19 protein-coding genes and 4 tRNA genes are annotated in these 18837 nt (G+C 58.2%); 14 read left to right on the plus strand and 9 right to left on the minus strand.

Features of this window, described 5'->3' with window-relative positions:
- Nucleotides 1-64: 64 nt before the first annotated feature.
- From DW58_RS00930 to DW58_RS00945, 4 genes are all read left to right on the plus strand, one after another.
- Nucleotides 65-141 (plus strand) — tRNA-Arg (locus DW58_RS00930).
- 64 nt (nt 142-205) lie between these two features.
- Nucleotides 206-281 (plus strand) — tRNA-His (locus tag DW58_RS00935).
- 23 nt (nt 282-304) lie between these two features.
- Nucleotides 305-391: transfer RNA gene (locus DW58_RS00940), tRNA-Leu, on the plus strand.
- Between the two features lie 38 nt (nt 392-429).
- Nucleotides 430-506 (plus strand) — tRNA-Pro (locus tag DW58_RS00945).
- Between the two features lie 819 nt (nt 507-1325).
- On the opposite strand, the gene hemY is transcribed toward DW58_RS00945, so the two are convergent.
- Genes hemY through hemC form a run of 4 tightly spaced genes read right to left on the minus strand, consistent with a single transcriptional unit; the run spans nt 1326 to nt 5394 of the window.
- Entirely contained in the window at nt 1326-2522 is a 1197-nt protein-coding gene (hemY, locus tag DW58_RS00950; protein WP_024548462.1) for a protoheme IX biogenesis protein HemY, read from the minus strand.
- Nucleotides 2523-2524: 2 nt separating this feature from the next.
- Nucleotides 2525-3694, minus strand: coding sequence for a uroporphyrinogen-III C-methyltransferase (gene hemX / locus DW58_RS00955; RefSeq protein WP_024548463.1), 1170 nt, complete (start codon nt 3692-3694; stop codon nt 2525-2527).
- Between the two features lie 21 nt (nt 3695-3715).
- Nucleotides 3716-4456, minus strand: a complete 741-nt coding sequence (hemD, locus tag DW58_RS00960) for a uroporphyrinogen-III synthase (RefSeq protein ID WP_024548464.1) — start codon at nt 4454-4456, stop codon at nt 3716-3718.
- Nucleotides 4453-5394 carry a hydroxymethylbilane synthase gene (hemC, locus tag DW58_RS00965; protein ID WP_029696348.1) on the minus strand — a complete coding sequence of 314 codons (942 nt, stop codon included), beginning with the start codon at nt 5392-5394 and terminating at the stop codon, nt 4453-4455. The genes hemD and hemC overlap by 4 nt, the downstream gene beginning before the upstream one ends.
- Before the next feature lie 331 nt (nt 5395-5725).
- Between hemC and cyaA the strand changes: the two genes are divergently transcribed.
- Nucleotides 5726-8275, plus strand: a complete 2550-nt coding sequence (gene cyaA / locus DW58_RS00970) for a class I adenylate cyclase (protein ID WP_024548466.1) — start codon at nt 5726-5728, stop codon at nt 8273-8275.
- On the opposite strand, the gene cyaY is transcribed toward cyaA, so the two are convergent.
- The gene (gene cyaY / locus DW58_RS00975; protein WP_024548467.1) at nt 8276-8596 is read right to left on the minus strand and encodes an iron donor protein CyaY; all 321 of its coding nucleotides are present in this window, start codon (nt 8594-8596) and stop codon (nt 8276-8278) included. It lies immediately after the preceding gene.
- Nucleotides 8597-8772: 176 nt separating this feature from the next.
- Between cyaY and lptM the strand changes: the two genes are divergently transcribed.
- The 8 genes from lptM to corA all read left to right on the plus strand — a co-directional run bounded on the left by lptM (nt 8773) and on the right by corA (nt 15674).
- Nucleotides 8773-8976 carry an LPS translocon maturation chaperone LptM gene (lptM, locus tag DW58_RS00980; protein WP_024548468.1) on the plus strand — a complete coding sequence of 68 codons (204 nt, stop codon included), beginning with the start codon at nt 8773-8775 and terminating at the stop codon, nt 8974-8976.
- A gap of 36 nt (nt 8977-9012) precedes the next feature.
- Complete coding sequence (dapF, locus tag DW58_RS00985) at nt 9013-9837, plus strand: diaminopimelate epimerase (RefSeq protein WP_024548469.1); 825 nt, start codon at nt 9013-9015, stop codon at nt 9835-9837.
- Nucleotides 9834-10538 (plus strand): DUF484 domain-containing protein, encoded by a 705-nt coding sequence (locus DW58_RS00990; RefSeq protein WP_024548470.1) that lies wholly within the window; start codon nt 9834-9836, stop codon nt 10536-10538. Before dapF ends, DW58_RS00990 begins: the two co-directional genes overlap by 4 nt.
- A complete protein-coding gene (gene xerC / locus DW58_RS00995; RefSeq protein ID WP_024548471.1) occupies nt 10535-11440 on the plus strand; it encodes a tyrosine recombinase XerC in 906 nt (301 codons plus the stop codon). Before DW58_RS00990 ends, xerC begins: the two co-directional genes overlap by 4 nt.
- A complete protein-coding gene (yigB, locus tag DW58_RS01000) occupies nt 11440-12156 on the plus strand; it encodes a 5-amino-6-(5-phospho-D-ribitylamino)uracil phosphatase YigB (protein ID WP_024548472.1) in 717 nt (238 codons plus the stop codon). The genes xerC and yigB overlap by 1 nt, the downstream gene beginning before the upstream one ends.
- A 49-nt stretch (nt 12157-12205) precedes the next feature.
- Nucleotides 12206-14368, plus strand: coding sequence for a DNA helicase II (uvrD, locus tag DW58_RS01005; RefSeq protein WP_024548473.1), 2163 nt, complete (start codon nt 12206-12208; stop codon nt 14366-14368).
- Between the two features lie 149 nt (nt 14369-14517).
- Nucleotides 14518-14571, plus strand: coding sequence for a YsgD/CorL family protein (gene ysgD, locus DW58_RS21265; RefSeq protein WP_219927035.1), 54 nt, complete (start codon nt 14518-14520; stop codon nt 14569-14571).
- Between the two features lie 152 nt (nt 14572-14723).
- A complete protein-coding gene (gene corA, locus DW58_RS01010) occupies nt 14724-15674 on the plus strand; it encodes a magnesium/cobalt transporter CorA (RefSeq protein WP_024548474.1) in 951 nt (316 codons plus the stop codon).
- Between the two features lie 25 nt (nt 15675-15699).
- On the opposite strand, the gene DW58_RS01015 is transcribed toward corA, so the two are convergent.
- From DW58_RS01015 to DW58_RS01030, 4 genes are all read right to left on the minus strand, one after another.
- The gene (locus DW58_RS01015; RefSeq protein WP_024548475.1) at nt 15700-15957 is read right to left on the minus strand and encodes a BrnA antitoxin family protein; all 258 of its coding nucleotides are present in this window, start codon (nt 15955-15957) and stop codon (nt 15700-15702) included.
- Entirely contained in the window at nt 15954-16253 is a 300-nt protein-coding gene (locus tag DW58_RS01020; RefSeq protein WP_235047744.1) for a BrnT family toxin, read from the minus strand. The genes DW58_RS01015 and DW58_RS01020 overlap by 4 nt, the downstream gene beginning before the upstream one ends.
- 119 nt (nt 16254-16372) lie before the next feature.
- Complete coding sequence (gene rarD, locus DW58_RS01025; RefSeq protein WP_024562636.1) at nt 16373-17266, minus strand: EamA family transporter RarD; 894 nt, start codon at nt 17264-17266, stop codon at nt 16373-16375.
- Nucleotides 17267-17326: 60 nt separating this feature from the next.
- A complete protein-coding gene (locus DW58_RS01030; RefSeq protein WP_024551066.1) occupies nt 17327-17794 on the minus strand; it encodes a thioesterase family protein in 468 nt (155 codons plus the stop codon).
- A gap of 172 nt (nt 17795-17966) precedes the next feature.
- On the opposite strand from DW58_RS01030, the gene pldA reads away from it, so the two are divergent.
- Entirely contained in the window at nt 17967-18836 is an 870-nt protein-coding gene (pldA, locus tag DW58_RS01035) for a phospholipase A (protein ID WP_024551065.1), read from the plus strand.
- Nucleotide 18837 lies beyond the last annotated feature (1 nt).

Below are 18837 nucleotides of genomic sequence, written 5' to 3' on the forward strand. Positions count from 1 at the left end.
CTTCAAAAAAGCACTAGACAGCAGAGCACGAAGCCCGTAGTATCCCCCTCCGCAACGGCGCTACGCGCCCGTAGCTCAGCTGGATAGAGCGCTGCCCTCCGGAGGCAGAGGTCTCAGGTTCGAATCCTGTCGGGCGCGCCATTTTGACAGGCGCTTGAGCTGCGGTGGTACAGAATTACGTAGTACCGCGTGAAAGAATACAGTGGTGGCTATAGCTCAGTTGGTAGAGCCCTGGATTGTGATTCCAGTTGTCGTGGGTTCGAATCCCATTAGCCACCCCATTATTTAAAGAGTTTCGTGGAAGGCGAAGGTGGCGGAATTGGTAGACGCGCTAGCTTCAGGTGTTAGTGTCTTAACGGACGTGAGGGTTCAAGTCCCTCTCTTCGCACCACAACTTGAATTGAACTAAAAATTCAAAAAGCAGTACATCGGCGAGTAGCGCAGCTTGGTAGCGCAACTGGTTTGGGACCAGTGGGTCGGAGGTTCGAATCCTCTCTCGCCGACCAATTTTGAACCCCGCTTCGGCGGGGTTTTTTGTTTTCTGCATTCCTGCGTTTTGTAACTCACTCTTTCAGCAGCACTTTTCTTAGGGCGTTCGCCCTGAAAATCACCATTGTCACACATCAACGACAGCTGCCGTTTCATTTGTCTCAATAAAGAGACATATAAATTGATGATTTAAAAGCATAAAATTACAGAGTCGTTTAAGTGTCGTCACCAGGCGACAGCCAGGCGAAGCGGCCGCACCGCTTTTACGCAGCGGCACACGCCGAAATGTCGGCAGCTAACGCCCTGAAAATGAAAACAAATACCCTGCCTGATTTAGTGATCTACAAAACTGGCACGATCCGTGCAATAATTAACGTGTAGATGCTCATTCCACTTCTTATGCTCGCCGCAAGGCTTCATAAACCCAGGAATGACGCAGAGCCGTTTACGGTGCTTATCGTCCACCGACAGATGTCGCTGCAATAGCAGTCTCATCAAACACCATGGACATAACGTTGAGTGAAGCACCACAAAAGTTGTCTTAGATCTGTTTAAGGTCTGCCCTCCGGGCAGGCCTTTTTTTCTGCACGTTATCTTTCACGCGCTGGCTGTGTTGGCTGCGCTCACTCACCCCGGTCACTTACCGATGTAAGCTCCCGGGGATTCGCTTACTTGCCGCCTTGCCAGCACGCGAAATCTAACGCGCAGACGAGTGGACGATCTTTCACGCGCTAGCTGTGTTGGCTCCGCTCACTCACCCCGGTCACTTACCGATGTAAGCGTCAAAAAAGTAAGCGCACAGAAATAAAAAACCCCTCCGAAGAGGGGTTGTGATGTTATTGCGGGGTGTTGTTTTGCAACGTCAGCAGTAGTCCGTCTCGCCGCATGGTGGCCGCCTCTTCCGGCTGATGCAGGCGGTCAAGCGTGTCTGCCAGCCAGGCGTAATCGAAGGCGTCCGGACGCTGTTTAAGGGCCGCACGGAAGGCGAGCGCCGCTTCCTGCCATTCGCCACGCTTCATACGCAGTTGGCCCAGGGTGCTCCACAGCAGCGGACGGTCGCCCAGGGTGCGGATCTGCTGGCGCAGCGATTTTTCCAGCAGCTCAGGTTCGCTGGACTGCAGACGCGGCATCAACAGCACCAGCCGCTCGTCATACTGGCGTTTCAGCCCGTCGAGGATAATCTGCTGAGCGGTATCATGGTCGTTGCACTCGATCAGGTGCTCAGCCATCGCCACCTGCAGGGCCGGCTCGTGTCGCGTTTTGCGGCTCTGGTTTTTCCACCAGGCATTCAGCCCTTCGCTGCCGCCATCGGCACGCGCCTGATCCATCATGCCAATCCATGCCTGACGCTGGAGGGCGATACGATGCTCTTCATCGCCAACCTGCGCTTTTTCCATAGAAGGAATGATGTCCAGCAGCGAGCCCCAGGCACCGGTATGAATGTAGGCCTGCTCGGCAAGACGCAGCACCTCCGGATGACGCGGTGAGATCTCCAGCAGACGGTCCACGCCGTGGCGCGCTGCATGAAACTCCTTGCGGGCCAGCTGGAGACGAACGCGGGTGATCTCCACCGGGATGGGATCGTTCTCAGCCAGCTCGGCGGCGCGCTCAAGATGCTGATTGGCGCGAATTTCATCCCCTCGTTGCTGGGCCGCTTCGGCGGCAAGCAGGTAGTTCACAACAGGCTGTTCGGCGTGGTCGGCGTTGCGCGACATCAGCTTCTCGACCTGCTGATAATCGCCTTCTGCTAGCTTCAGCAGCGCCTGGTTGGTCTGCTTATGCGCGCGGCGGCGTTTACGGCCCACGAACCAGCCGCGGGTATGCGCGCCGGTACGGAACAGGCGGCGTAGCAGCCATTCCACCGCGAACAGCACCACCAGCGAGAGCAGCAGGATGATGACCAGCGCGGTGACGCTGGTTTCGATGTTGTAGTTATCGGTCTGGATCAGGACATAGCCCTGATGCCCGGCCATCATTGGGCCAAGCACAATACCGGCAATCAGCAGCAGGAAGAGCAATAAGACTTTAAGCATCGTTATTCTCCCTGCGCCGGTGCGGCGGGCGTTTCCGCTTTTTCAGCGGCCGGCGCTTCGGCCTGGGTTGACGGCTGCGCCAGCAGGTTGCGCACGCGATTCTGCATCAGCTTGTCGAGGATCGGCTGGCTCTGCAGTTCATCCGGCACATCCATGCGGATATTTTGCTGACTCAGGTTGTCCAGCTCCTCAAGGAAGGCTTTGGTGGAGGCGTCGTCGGTATCGTAATAGGCGCGTACCCACGTAGAGACGTTATCCAGCGCCTGTTTGTAGGTTTCTTCCTGATGACGCGGCACCGCCTGCGCGGCAACCAGCAGACGGGAACGGATGTTTTCCCGCAGGTAGACGTCCTGATTCGGTGCCAGCAGCGGCACGTCGGTATCGTCGCGACGGCGGATAGTAATGAAGCTGTCCATAAAGTTATGCCAGCTTTTAACCAGGTTGACGCGCCACTCGCTCAGAGAGCTGGAGAGCTCGCTGCTGTCGGCGTCCATCGGTGAGCTGTCGCTGTTGTTGTCCGCCAGACGCAGGTTATCAATCTGGTTGGAGAGCTGATTCACTTTCAGAATGATGCCGTCATAGTCCACCTGCGCCACGGTAGAGAGGCTGGCGATATCCTCGGTAATCGCGCGGCGGGCGGTAATAAGGCTGGGATCGTTCATGTCAGCCAGGCTCGCATCGGCGCTTTTCAGCAGCGCGGCCGCGGTGGTGACATCCTGATCGCTCCACAGCTTGCGGCCGGCCAGTTTGACCAGGAAATCGGCCTGGGCCAGCAGCCACGCTTTCGCATCGCTACCGGAGATGGTAGCCACTTTCTGCTGCACTTCATCAAGCTGACGCGTCATCGCGGTCTGTTGGCGGTTTGCTTCTTCAAGCTGGCTCGCCTGCTGGCTGAGCAGCTTCTCAAAGTCCGCTTTCTGCGACGCCTGCTCTTTTTGCAGGGCGGTCAGCTGATTTACTAGTTCGTCATTGGTCGCGCGCTGTGTGGAGGCCTGTTGCTTACCCCAGGTATACAATCCCGCACCCGCCGCCAGCGCAATCGCAATGGCGATGACGCTCAGTACCAGACCGGTTCGACCGGTTTTTGCCGGCTGAGGCTCAGGAGCACGCGGGGTGTCGGCGGTGTCCCTGGTTTCTTCATCCACGGCGGAGATATTCTGTTGTTCCGTCATTATGGCTTCCCGTTATGAGATTTAGAGTAGCGCGCGCAGCAGCGCGTCGTTGTCGGCGTTATCGGCGACCTGAATATCTTGCCAGCCCAACTCCCGGGCGAGGTCTGCCAGCCGCTCGCTGACAACTATCACTTTGCAGTGTAATAGCCAGCGAGTGCGATACCACTCAGGCACCAGATTGAAAAGCTGGTGCAGCATCTCACCGCTGGTCATCACCAGAGTATCCACTCCGCGTGCCTGCCAGCGATGGGCTTCCTGAGCGCCATCATAAACTTTTTCACAGCGTTGATAACATTCACAAAACGTCACGCTGGCACCGCGCGCGGTCAGGGTTTCCCCGATCAGTTCGCGCCCGCCGTTGCCGCGCAGTATCAACGCCCTGGTGCCAATAATATTTTGTAATTCAGGTAATTGTAGCAAGACTTCGCTGATTTCCCGCCCGTGCGGATAACTTACCTGCCTGCCACTGACCTGATGCAGCGCCAGCGCGGTCGAGCGGCCAATCGCGAAATAGCGCAGCGAGGCAGGCCAGTCGCGGCCCGCACGCTGTAGCGCGGCATGGGCATACTGCACGGCATGGCGCGAGACCATAAACACCATGTCGTCCGGTTGCAGGGTATCGAATAAGGCAGGAAGCTGCGGCAGGTCGTTACCCGGCGCGAATTCGATCAGCGGAAAGCTCCAGGCCACCTTGCCCTGCGTGCGCAGACGGCTGACTAACGCTTCGCCATCGGGGGAGGGACGGGTGACCAGGATGCTCATGCCGGGCCTTCTCCGTTATAGACGTCGGCGAGAATCTCCCGCGCGCCGTTTTCGAGCAGCTCTTCCGCCAGCGATACCCCGAGTGCCTCGGCGGCTTCGGGCTTACCACGGCGCTCACCGCGAATGATTTCTGACCCGTCCGGTGCGCCAACCAGCGCCCGCAGCCACAGCTCGCCATTCACCAGTTCGGCATAGCTGCCGATCGGCACCTGGCATCCGCCTTCAAGACGGGTATTCATGGCTCGCTCAGCGCGCACGCGTATCGCCGTTTCCAGGTCGTTCAGCGGTGCGAGCAGGGCGCGCGTCCGTTCATCATTAAGGCGGCACTCAATGCCGACCGCACCCTGGCCCACGGCGGGCAGCGAGATCTCTGCCGGCAGCGCCATGCGGATACGCGCCTCCAGTCCGAGTCGTTTCAGACCGGCTACCGCGAGGATGATGGCGTCATAATCGCCGTTATCGAGCTTACTCAGACGGGTGCCGACGTTACCGCGCAGCGAGCGGATGACCAGGTCGGGACGGCGGGCGGCTATCTGGCACTGGCGACGCAGGCTGGAGGTGCCCACCACGCTACCCGGCGGCAGCGCATCCAGGCTGTCATAGCGGTTGGATACAAAGGCATCACGTGGATCTTCGCGCTCGCAAATGGTCACGAGGCCGAGCCCGTCGGGAAATTCGACCGGCACGTCTTTCATGGAGTGAACAGCGATGTCGGCGCGGTCTTCAAGCAGGGCCATTTCCAGCTCTTTGACAAACAAACCCTTGCCGCCTACCTTAGCAAGCGGTGTGTCGAGAATGACATCACCTTTTGTCACCATGGGAACCAACTCGACGTTAAGCCCTGGATGGCTGTCCATCAGGCGTTGCTTGACATAATGCGCCTGCCAGAGTGCCAGCGGGCTTTGTCGGGTGGCAATTCGAATTACTTTGTCTAACATGCTTGTTACCGTCGTTATCGTCCACTGACCATCCTAACATTGTTAGTGAAACCCTGTCAGTTTTCACGCCGGAGCGGGTAAATACCTGAGCAGATCAACGCTTACCTTCTGCAGGCGCGTTGAACAGACCGTGAGCTAGCGCATCTTTCTTTACGGTCAACCAGCAAGGTGTTAAATTGATCACGTTTTGAGCCAAATGTCAGCCTGCCATACTATAATTATCCAAGCGACAAGCTGAGAGGCGGTCTTTTACCGAATAGTAAAACTCCAGCGTGACGCGGGTTGCACACCGCCCGCCGCACAACGGGGCTTAACCATCAGGCGATACGTCTTGTACCTCTATATTGAGACACTGAAGCAGAGACTGGATGCCATAAATCAACTGCGCGTGGATCGCGCGCTTGCTGCCATGGGGCCTGCGTTTCAACAGGTCTACAGTCTGCTGCCGACATTATTGCACTATCACCACCCTCTGATGCCGGGTTACCTTGAAGGTGACGTTCCCGCTGGCATCTGCCTCTACACGCCTGATGAAAACCAACAGCACTACCTCAACGAACTCGAGATCCGCGACGGCATTCCCACGCAGATATCGCCGAAAGGCGAGCTGCCGATTACCGGTGTCTACACCATGGGCAGCACCTCGTCCGTAGGCCAGAGCTGCTCTTCGGATCTCGATATCTGGGTCTGCCACCAGTCGTGGCTCGATAACGACGAACGCCTGCTGTTACAGCGTAAATGCAGCCTGCTTGAGAGCTGGGCGGCCTCCCTCGGCGTGGAAGTCAGCTTCTTCCTGATTGACGAAAACCGTTTCCGCCATAATGAAAGCGGCAGCCTCGGCGGCGAAGACTGCGGCTCGACCCAGCACATACTGCTGCTGGATGAGTTTTACCGCACCGCGGTGCGTCTGGCCGGGAAGCGTATTCTGTGGAATATGGTGCCGGACGAAGAAGAAGACCACTACGACGACTACGTTATGTCGCTCTACGCCCAGGGCGTGCTCACCCCGAACGAGTGGCTGGATCTCGGTGGCCTGAGCTCGCTCTCCGCCGAAGAGTACTTCGGCGCCAGCCTGTGGCAGCTCTATAAAAGCATCGACTCGCCGTATAAAGCGGTGCTCAAAACGCTGCTGCTGGAAGCCTACTCCTGGGAATACCCCAACACCCGCCTGCTGGCGAAAGATATTAAGCAGCGCCTGCACAACGGCGAGATCGTTTGCTTCGGTCTCGACCCCTACTGCATGATGCTGGAGCGCGTCACCCACTACCTGACGCAGATAGATGACATGACGCGTCTGGATCTGGTGCGTCGTTGCTTCTATTTAAAAGTGTGCGAGAAGCTGAGCCGCGAACGCGCCTGCGTCGGCTGGCGTCGTGAAATTTTAAGCAGCCTGGTGAAAGAGTGGAACTGGGACGACGAGCGTCTGGCGATGCTGGACAACCGGGCGAACTGGAAAATCGATCGGGTGCGCGAAGCGCATAACGAACTGCTGGATGCGATGATGCAGAGCTATCGCAACCTGATCCGCTTTGCGCGCCGTAATAATCTGAGCGTCTCCGCCAGTCCGCAGGATATTGGCGTGCTGACCCGTAAACTCTATGCCGCGTTTGAAGCGCTGCCGGGGAAAGTGACGCTGGTTAACCCGCAGATCTCGCCGGATCTCTCCGAGCCAAACCTGACGTTTATCCACGTTCCGCCGGGTCGTGCCAACCGTAGCGGCTGGTACGTCTATAACCGTGCGCCGAGCATGGACTCGATCATCAGCCATCAACCGCTGGAATATAACCGTTACCTGAATAAGCTGGTGGCCTGGGCCTGGTTTAACGGCCTGCTGACGTCCCGCACCCACCTGTTTATCAAGGGTAACGGCATCGTCGACCTGCCGAAGCTGCAGGAGATGGTAGCCGACGTGTCGCACCACTTCCCGCTGCGTCTGCCGGCTCCTACGCCGAAGGCACTCTATAGCCCGTGCGAAATTCGCCACCTGGCCATTATCGTTAACCTGGAGTACGACCCGACCGCGGCGTTCCGCAATCAGGTCGTACACTTTGATTTCCGTAAGCTGGACGTATTCAGCTTTGGCGAAGAGCACACCTGCCTGGTGGGCAGCATCGATCTGCTCTACCGCAACTCGTGGAATGAAGTGCGTACCCTGCACTTCAACGGCGAGCAGGCGATGATCGAAGCGCTGAAAACCATTCTCGGGAAAATGCATCAGGATGCCGCACCGCCGGACAACGTCGAAGTCTTTTGCTACAGCCAGCATCTGCGCGGACTGATCCGTACCCGCGTGCAGCAGCTGGTCTCCGAGTGTATCGAGCTGCGTCTCTCCAGCACGCGACTGGAGCCGGGCCGTTTCAAAGCGCTGCGCGTGGCGGGGCAAACCTGGGGTCTGTTCTTCGAGCGTCTTAACGTCTCGGTGCAGAAGCTGGAAAACGCCATTGAGTTCTACGGTGCGATTTCGCATAACAAGCTGCATGGCCTGTCGGTGCAGGTGGAAACCAACCACGTGCAGCTGCCGTCGGTGGTGGACGGGTATGCCAGCGAAGGGATCATTCAGTTCTTCTTCGAACCGACGAAAGACGAGCGGGGCTTTAACATCTACATTCTGGATGAGAGCAACCGTGCGGAAGCCTACCATCATTGCGAAGGCAGCAAAGAGGAGCTGGTGCGCGACGTCAGCCGGTTCTACTCCTCCTCGCACGACCGCTTTACCTACGGCTCAAGCTTTATCAACTTCAACCTGCCGCAGTTCTATCAGATTGTGAACGTCGACGGGCGTCAGCAGGTGATCCCGTTCCGCAATCAGAGCCTGAGTATGGCAGCGCCGGTCGGTCAGGACGACGACGCTGCACCGCTGCTTGAGCAGTATCAGTCGTAATCAGCGGAAGCTGACCGGTTCGCCAGCCTGCTGGCTGGCGGCATTCTCCAGCACATCCCAGAAGTTTTCACCGCTGCGATCGCATACCCAGTCGTCGCCCTTCAGCGAGAAGTGGTAGCCACCGTGCTTTGCCGCCAGCCACACCTGGTGCAGCGGTTCCTGACGGTTAATGATGATTTTGGTGCCGTTTTCGAAGCTCAGCGTCAGCACGCCGCCGTTGATTTCGCAGTCGATATCGCTATCGCCGTCCCAGTCGTCCAGCTGTTCTTCGATGGTCAGCCACAGGCTGTCGGCGAGGCGGTGAAATTCACTGTCGTTCATGTCTGCTTCCTGTTATAGGTGATGGCGGCAAGTATAAAAGGTCTAAAAACGAATAGAAACCACGCCCAGCGGCAACGAACCGGTTGTTAAGCGACGACGCGAAAGGCAAACTCTTGCTTTTCAGGGTTCACCTGCGATGATAGAAAGCAGAACGCATGGACTACAGGCATCCCATAATGAAACAACTTTTCCGTCCGCTGGCGGTTGTGCTGGCGTTATTCACACTTGCTGGCTGCGGTCTGAAAGGCCCGCTCTATTTCCCGCCCGCTGATAAGAACGCCGCGCCGGACGCACGTCCCGCCGCAGGTAATACCCAGGATACGACCCCGGTACGCAACGATCGCGGTCAGGGCGACAAGCCCACGCAGGTGATTTACTGAGTTCAACGTTGTTAATGCCGCGGTACGGAGCACATGATGCAATTCGCTAAAATGCATGGCCTGGGTAACGACTTTATGGTCGTGGACGCGGTAACGCAGAATATCTTCTTTTCACCTGAACTCATTCGCCGTCTCGCCGACCGCCATCTGGGCGTCGGGTTCGATCAGCTGCTGGTGGTGGAACCGCCCTACGATCCCGATCTCGACTTCCATTACCGCATCTTCAACGCCGACGGCAGCGAAGTGGCGCAGTGCGGCAACGGCGCGCGCTGTTTTGCCCGCTTCGTGCGCTTAAAAGGCCTGACCAACAAGCGCGATATCCGCGTCAGCACCGCCAACGGGCGCATGGTGTTGAGCGTCAGCGAAGACGAGCTGGTGCGCGTCAACATGGGCGAACCGGTGTTCGATCCGCTGAAGGTGCCGTTTCGCGCTAACAAAGCGGAAAAAACCTACATCATGCGCGCCGCCGAGCACACCATACTGTGCGGCGTGGTGTCCATGGGGAACCCGCACTGCGTTTTGCAGGTCGATAACGTAGACACCGCGGCGGTGGAAACCCTCGGCCCGGTGCTCGAAAGCCACGAGCGCTTTCCCGAGCGCGCGAACATCGGCTTTATGCAGGTAGTGAACAAAGAACATATCCGGCTGCGCGTATTCGAACGCGGGGCCGGTGAGACGCAGGCATGCGGCAGCGGTGCCTGCGCCGCGGTTGCCGTCGGGATCCAGCAGGGGTTACTGGCGGAGCAGGTGCGGGTCGATTTGCCCGGCGGACGTCTCAATATTGCCTGGAAAGGGCCCGGAGAGCCGCTGTTTATGACCGGGCCAGCCACCCACGTTTATGACGGATTTATACACCTATGAAGAATACCGGGGAACAGCAGCAGCACGTTACGGAGCTCGACGATCGGGACGTGGTGGAGTATCTGATGCGTCACCCCGACTTCTTTATCCGCAACGCCGCGCTGGTTGAACAGATGCGCGTTCCCCATCCGGTACGCGGCAGCGTGTCGCTGGTGGAGTGGCATATGGCGCGCTCGCGCAACCATATCGATCGGCTACGCGAAAACATGTCTCTGCTGATGGAACAAGCCCAGGCCAACGAGAATCTGTTCTCGCTGGTGCTGACGCTGCAAGGCCAGCTTGCCGCCGCCTCCAGCCTACACGATATGCTCAACCGCCTGCACCGCTGGGCGCGCGATATGGGGCTGGCCGGAGCCAGCGTGCGCCTGTTCAGCGATAAATGGCGCATTGGTGCGCCGTCCGGGTTTACCGATCTGGCGCTCAACCGCACGGCGTTTGAACCGCTGCGGATTCAGCGCATGGGCGACGCGCAGCACTACCTCGGTACGTTAAACGGCCCCGAGCTGCTGCTGGTGCTCCCGCAGGCGAAAGCCATCGGATCGGTGGCCATGTCGGTACTGGGCGGCGATGAGTCGCTGGGCCTCATCATCTTTACCAGCCGCGATCCGCAGCACTACTACCCGGACCAGGGCACCCAGCTGCTTCAGGAAGTGGCGATGCTGTTGCCGGGGCTGCTGGAGCGTTGGGTCGAGCGGGTATGAGCGACGCACCGCTGCATGAGGCCGTCGCGCGCTTTCTGCGTTACCTGAAGGTCGAGCGCCAGCTTAGCCCCTTAACCCTGCTCAACTACCGGCGTCAGCTGGATGTCATCATCACCCTCCTTACCGAAATGAAGCTGGTGCGCTGGGAACAGTGCGATGCCGCCGCGGTACGCAGTCTGGCCGTGCGCAGCCGTCGTGCCGGGCTTGGCGCCGCCAGTCTGGCGCTGCGGATGTCGGCCCTGCGCAGCTTCTTCGACTGGCTGGTTGCTCAGGGCGAGCTGAACGCCAATCCGGCGAAGGGCATTCCGACCCCGAAAGCGGGGCGGCATCTGCCGAAAAATATTGATGTCGATGATATGAACCGTCTGCTGGGGATCGACCTGAACGATCCGCTGGCGGTGCGCGACCGGGCGATGATGGAAGTGATGTACGGCGCCGGGCTGCGTCTCTCCGAGCTGGTCAATCTGGACTGCGGGCACCTCGATCTCGCCAGCGGCGAAGCCTGGGTAATGGGGAAAGGCAGCAAAGAGCGGCGTCTGCCGATTGGCCGTAGCGCGGTGGAGTGGGTGGAGCACTGGCTCGATCTGCGCGAGCTGTTTGGCCCGGATGACGACGCGCTGTTTCTCTCGAATCAGGGCAAGCGGATCTCGACCCGCAACGTGCAGAAGCGCTTTGCGGAGTGGGGCATCAGGCAGGGGCTGAACAGCCATGTGCATCCCCACAAGCTGCGCCACTCCTTTGCCACCCATATGCTTGAATCCAGCGGCGATCTGCGCGCGGTGCAGGAGCTGCTGGGGCATGCCAATCTCTCAACCACCCAAATCTATACCCATCTCGACTTTCAACACCTTGCTACGGTGTACGACGCGGCGCATCCACGCGCAAAACGGGGGAAAAAGTAATGCGTTTTTATCGCCCGTTAGGGCCCATTTCAGCCATCACGTTCGATCTCGACGACACGCTCTATGACAACCGCCCGGTGATTTTGCGCACCGAGCAGGAGTCGCTGGCGTTTATGCGCAGCTACCATCCGGATCTGAGCCAGTTTGAAGCCGCGGAGTATCACCGCTTGCGTCAGGCGCTGCGCGAGGCGGAGCCGGAGATCTATCACGATGTGACCGAGTGGCGACGCCGCGCCGTTGAGCGCGCCATGCTGAACGTCGGCTTAAGCCCGGAGGCCGCCGCCGCCGGCGCGCAGGCCGCGATGGAACACTTCGCGAAGTGGCGCAGCATGATTGATGTCCCGCAGGAAACCCACGACACCCTCGCCGCGCTTGCCGAGAAGTGGCCGCTGGTGGCCATCACCAACGGAAACGCCGACCCGCATCTCTTTGGCCTCGGCGACTACTTTACGTTTGTGCTGCGCGCCGGCCCGCACGGGCGTGCGAAGCCCTTCGGCGACATGTATGACCTGGCCGCGCAAAAGCTCGGCGTCGCACCTGGGGAGATCCTGCACGTCGGCGACGACCTGACCACCGATGTGGCTGGCGCAGTGCGTCATGGCCTTCAGGCCTGCTGGATTAACCTGCGCGACGACGACCTGATGCACGTCAGGGACAGCCGTTTACTGCCGCATCTGGAAATTACGCGGTTGGCATCCCTCACGACGCTGATATAATCACCAGCAGTTCTGTATAAAATACCAGTATTCATCAGCGGCGGTGCCAATGGACGTTTCTTACCTGCTCGACAGCCTTAACGATAAACAGCGAGAAGCCGTAGCGGCGGCGCGCACCAATATGCTGGTGCTGGCCGGCGCGGGCAGCGGTAAGACGCGTGTGCTGGTGCACCGCATCGCCTGGCTGATGAGCGTTGAGAACTGCTCGCCTTACTCCATCATGGCCGTGACCTTTACCAACAAAGCGGCGGCGGAAATGCGCCACCGTATCGGCCAGCTGATGGGCACCACCCAGGGCGGCATGTGGGTCGGTACCTTCCACGGCCTGGCGCACCGGCTGCTGCGCGCACACCATATGGACGCCGGGCTGCCGCAGGATTTCCAGATCCTCGACAGCGAAGACCAGCTGCGCCTGCTCAAGCGCCTGATTAAAGCCCTGAACCTTGACGAGAAGCAGTGGCCGCCGCGTCAGGCGATGTGGTTTATCAACGGTAAGAAAGATGAGGGCCTGCGCCCGCACCATATCCAGAGCTACGGCAACCCGGTGGAGCAGACCTGGCAGAAAGTTTATCAGGCTTACCAGGAGGCCTGCGATCGCGCCGGGCTGGTGGATTTTGCCGAGCTGCTGCTGCGCGCCCACGAACTGTGGCTCAACAAGCCGCATATCCTGAACCACTACCGTGAGCGCTTTACCAATATTCTGGTGGATGAGTTTCAGGACACCAACAGCATTCAGTACGCGTGGATCCGCCTGCTGGCGGGGGATACCGGTAAGGTGATGATCGTCGGTGACGATGACCAGTCGATCTACGGCTGGCGCGGCGCGCAGGTGGAAAACATCCAGCGCTTCCTGAACGATTTTCCGGGGGCGGAAACCATCCGTCTTGAGCAGAACTATCGCTCGACCAACAACATCCTTAACGCGGCTAACGCCCTGATCGCCAACAACACCGGGCGTCTGGGGAAAGAGCTGTGGACCGACGGCAGCGACGGCGAACCGATTTCGCTCTACTGCGCCTTCAACGAGCTCGACGAAGCGCGCTTCGTGGTGAACCGCATAAAAAGCTGGCAGGAAAACGGCGGTGCCCTGAGCCAGTGCGCCATTCTCTACCGCAGTAACGCCCAGTCACGTGTGCTGGAAGAAGCGTTGCTGCAGGCCAGCATGCCGTACCGCATTTACGGCGGGATGCGCTTCTTCGAACGTCAGGAAATTAAAGATGCGCTCTCGTATCTGCGTCTGATTGCGAACCGCAACGACGATGCGGCGTTTGAGCGCGTGGTGAATACCCCGACGCGCGGCATCGGCGACCGGACGCTGGACGTGGTGCGCCAGACCGCCCGCGATCGGCAGCTCACTCTGTGGCAGGCCTGCCGCGAGCTGTTACAGGAGAAAGCCCTCGCCGGACGCGCCGCCAGCGCGCTTCAGCGTTTCCTTGAGCTTATCGACGCGCTGGCCCATGAAACCGCCGATATGCCGCTGCACGTCCAGACCGACCGGGTGATCAAAGATTCCGGCCTGCGCCAGATGTACGAGCAGGAGAAGGGCGAGAAGGGCCAGACCCGTATCGAAAACTTAGAGGAGCTGGTGACGGCGACGCGCCAGTTCAGCTACAACGACGAAGACGAAGATCTGATGCCGCTGCAGGCGTTTCTCTCGCATGCCGCGCTGGAAGCAGGGGAAGGGCAGGCAGATACCTGGCAGGATGCGGTACAGCTGATGACTATGCACTCGGCGAAGGGGCTGGAGTTCCCGCAGGTATTCATCGTCGGTATGGAAGAGGGGATGTTCCCGAGCCAGATGGCGCTCGATGAGGGCGGCCGTCTTGAGGAGGAGCGTCGCCTCGCGTATGTCGGCGTCACCCGCGCCATGCAGAAGCTGACGCTGACCTATGCGGAAACCCGTCGGCTGTACGGCAAAGAGGCCTATCATCGCCCGTCGCGCTTTATCGGTGAACTGCCGGAAAACTGCGTGGAAGAGGTGCGTTTACGCGCCAGCATCAGCCGTCCGGTGAGCCATAAGCAGATGGGTGCACCCATCGCCCAGAACGACTCCGGCTACAAGCTCGGGCAGCGCGTTCGCCATCCTAAATTCGGGGAAGGCACGGTGGTGAACCTCGAGGGCAGCGGCGAACACAGCCGGTTGCAGGTGGCCTTCCAGGGGCAGGGAATTAAGTGGCTGGTAGCCGCTTATGCGAAGCTCGAAACCGTGTAAGTCATCGTAAATTCACATAATTTCCTGCCCGTCTGCTACCCTGTATCTATCACGGGCATTTATTATTCTTTGGCGCCCCCGTTGCGTGTTGACGCTGGTTTTTCGCTGGCGTAACATGCGCGCACGATTACGCTAAGAGGACATTCGCCTTGGACACACCCAGTAGATACTGGCTCAACCTGTCATCCAGGAACAACTCCTAAGGCTATCTCCTCGCGCTGATGGCCTTAGTGGTTGTCAGCGACCTGTATTCCCCTCTCGTCGCGCTGAGTCAGACTGTCAATGGTCTGAAACCTTTCGTTTCTGTGTGCCCACCGAACTGTCCGATAATTTTTTTGCATTGGGAGTCCCGGTCATGCTGAGCGCATATCAACTGGAAAACAAACGTCTTTCTCGCCTTGAGTCTGATGAGAAACAGCTTCTCGCCGCCTCGGTATGGGTCGATCTGGTCGAGCCGGACGACAGCGAGCGTCACTACGTTCAAACCGAGCTGGGCCAGAACCTCGCGACCCGTCCGGAACTGGAAGACATCGAAGCCTCGGCGCGTTTCTTTGAAGACGAAGACGGTTTGCATATTCACTCCTTCTTCTTCTTCGAAGATGCGGAGGGGCACTCCGGTAACTCAACCGTGGCCTTTACCATTCGTGAAGGGCGTCTCTACACCCTGCGCGAGCGCGAACTGCCGGCGTTTCGCCTGTACCGTATGCGTGCCCGCAGTCAGGAGATGATGGACGGCAACGCCTATGAGCTGCTGCTTGACCTGTTCGAAACCAAAATCGAACAGCTGGCGGATGAGATCGAAAATATCTACAGCGATCTGGAAAAGCTGAGCCGCGTCATCATGGAAGGGCATCAGGGCGACGAGTACGACGAAGCGCTCTCCACCCTTGCCGAACTGGAGGACGTGGGCTGGAAAGTGCGTCTGTGTCTGATGGATACCCAGCGCGCCCTGAATTTCCTGGTGCGTAAAGCGCGTATTCCGGGCGGGCAGCTTGAGCAGGCGCGCGAGATCCTGCGCGATATCGAGTCCCTGCTGCCGCACAACGAATCGCTGTTCCAGAAGGTGAACTTCCTGATGCAGGCGGCGATGGGCTTTATCAACATTGAGCAGAACCGCATTATCAAGATCTTCTCGGTGGTGTCGGTGGTGTTCCTGCCGCCAACGCTTGTGGCATCCAGCTACGGGATGAACTTCGAGTTTATGCCTGAGCTAAAGTGGAGCTTCGGCTACCCTGGCGCGATTATCTTTATGATCCTCGCCGGGCTTGCGCCGTATCTCTACTTTAAGCGCCGCAACTGGCTATGAAAAAAGGGAGCGAATGCTCCCTTTTTTATCGGCGCTTAAGCGCCCGGTTCATGGCTTCACGCAAAATGTTATTCAGACGGGTTTGATATCCCGGCCCGTCTTTTTCGAGCCACTGCACCACGTCTGCATCAAGACGCACGGTTTTCTGTAGCTTACGCGGGCGGTAAAACGCGCCACGCGCGGCATCGTTCCAGGCGTCGTCAGGAAGCTCGGGAATATCGCTCTTATCAATGTCGTCTTCTTTCATCGCAAGAAGCGTTGTTATCTGCGCTTTTTTACTCATCTTCGAAAATACCTTTGGGTTTCGCGGTTCGTCGCTTTACGGGCGGAAATTAGCCTGATCCTGCGGTCACGATCGGTACTGACTACGAGTAGTACAACGCACCCGCCCGCCATTCCCAGCGTAAGAAATCTGTCCTCAGCATAGGCCTGGCTGTTATCCGCGATGGAGAGTGCGTTTCGATCAAAGAATACTTCGCAGGCCAGTTCAAACGAGACACCATGCTTGCGTAAATTGACCTCTGCTTTGTCCTCATCCCATTCAAACTCGCTGCCATCAATCCAGTAGTGATAGTCCACGAAACGTCCTTGTAACTACATTTCTGTAGTTACATTTTAGGCGTTATTTTGTACAGGTCAATACAGGGAGGCAGGGTGAAAGAAAAGGCGAGAGATAGGCTCCCGCCCGGATTCGACGCTTATCTGATACGCGTTCTGCGCTGCGTGTAGAGTGCATCCATGACGAATACCGCCAGCGCCACCCAGATAAAGGCGAAGGTGACCATTTTGTCCGCGCCCGGAATTTCATCGTAGAACAGCACCGCCAGCAGGAACATCAGGGTCGGGCCGATATACTGGAAGAACCCCAGCGTGGAGAGACGCAGCCGCGTTGCGGCGCCGGTAAAGCACAGCAGCGGAATGGTGGTCACGACCCCGGCGGCGATCAGCAGCAGATTCAGCGACATCGGGTTCTGCCCCATATGGCTGGTCGGGCTGTCGGCGTAGAAGAACAGATAAAACGCCGCCACCGGCAGCAGCCACAGCGTTTCGAACAGCATGCCCACCTGTGCTTCAACCGCGATTTTCTTACGCACCAGGCCGTAAAACGCAAAGCTGAACGCCAGTCCCAGCGCGATAACCGGCAGCGAGCCAAAGGTCCAGAGCTGTACCAGCACGCCGGTGGCGGCGAGTACAACGGCCACCCACTGCATACGGCGGAAGCGTTCGCCAAGGAAGAGCATCCCCAGCAGGATATTCACCAGCGGATTAATGAAATAGCCGAGGCTGGCCTCCAGCATATGGTGGTTGTTCACCGACCAGATAAACAGCAGCCAGTTACCGCCAACCAGCACCGCGCTCAGCGCCAGCGCAAAAATCTTCTTCGGCGTCTGACACAGGCGTTTGATCTGCCCCCACTGGCGAGTGATAGCGATCAGCGCCACCATAAAGAAGAAGGACCAGATCACGCGGTGGGTCAGGATTTCATCTGCCGGAACGTAGTGAATCAGCTTGAAGTAGGCTGGCGCGATGCCCCAAATAAAATAAGCGGCAAGGGCGAGTAACACACCCTGCCGCGTCTGCTTAGGATCCATGAAAACGACTCGTTGTAAAAAAGTGTCAGCATCTTATCACTCCCCGGCGCGTTACCCTACCTACCCCACCATGTAGGTTGCGGTGGCACTGGCGATATGGCGCTCTTCCTCGTTGTGCAGCTCCACGCGTGCTACGGAGACTTTATTGCCGGCGCGCAGCAGGGTGCTGGAGGCGATAAAACGCGTGCCGCGTCCGGGGCGCAGATAATCGACGCGCAGATCGATGGTTCCCATCTTCGACAGACGCTGGCGCAGCTCCTCTTCGGTAATGCTGTCGTGCCGCGTCAGTGTGCTGCCGACGCAGACCAGCCCGGCCGCCACATCCAGCGCGGAAGCGATAACGCCTCCGTGGAGAATGCTCTGCGCCCAGTTACCGACCATCATCGGCTGGTTGCTGAAGGCAAGCTGCGCGAAGGTCGGCTCGTAGCGCTCCAGCTCCAGGCCAAGCGCCCGGTTAAACGGCATGTGATAGACGAAGATTTCACCAACCAGCTGTAAAGCCTGATCGGCGGTGAGGAGGGTAGACATGGTGCTTCCTTAAACCAACAAACGGAATTAGTTAATGTGATGTGGATTTTATGATTATGATTTGTTGCTTTCCACTTTAAGAAACGATAACCGGGCAGATATGCCGGAAAAATGTAGAATAGCTCGCAATCAATAATCACCACGTCACTCAATCGTTCGGGAGAACATTCAGATGCGCTCGTTTCTGGGTTTTGTAATGGCAGCGTTGCTGTTGCCTTGTGCTGCACTGGCGCAGGAAGCCACCGTTAAAGAAGTGCACGATGCGCCCGCAGTACGCGGCAGTATCATCGCTAACTTATTACAGGAGCACGATAACCCTTTCACGCTTTATCCGTATGAAAGCAACTACCTGCTCTATACCGTCACCGACGATCTGAATAAAGAAGCCATCGGCTCTTATGACTGGTCTGATAACGCCCGTAAGGATGAAGTGAAATTCCAGCTGAGCCTGGCGTTCCCTTTCTGGCGCGGCATCATGGGACCAAACTCGGTGCTGGGCGCGTCTTATACCCAGAAATCCTGGTGGCAGCTCTCCAACAGCGGCGAGTCCTCCCCGTTCCGCGAAACCAACTATGAACCGCAGCTGTTCCTCGGTTTTGCCACCGATTACCGCCTTGCCGGCTGGACGCTGCGCGACGTGGAGTTTGGTTACAACCACGACTCCAACGGTCGTTCAGACCCGACCTCCCGCAGCTGGAACCGTCTCTATACGCGTCTGATGGCGCAGAACGGCAACTGGCTGGTGGAAGTGAAGCCGTGGTACGTGGTGGGCAGCACTGACGATAACCCGGACATCACGAAATATATGGGTTACTACCAGCTGAAAGTGGGCTATCAGATCGGCGAGGCCATCCTCAGCGCCAAAGGCCAGTACAACTGGAACACCGGCTACGGCGGTGCGGAAGTGGGGCTGAGCTATCCGGTCACGCGTCACATGCGTCTGTACGGCCAGGTTTACAGCGGTTATGGTGAATCGTTAATCGATTACAACTTTAACCAGACACGGGTCGGTGTCGGCGTTATGCTTAACGATCTGTTCTAAA

The organism is Siccibacter turicensis LMG 23730 (assembly GCF_000463155.2).
Lineage (GTDB): Bacteria > Pseudomonadota > Gammaproteobacteria > Enterobacterales > Enterobacteriaceae > Siccibacter > Siccibacter turicensis.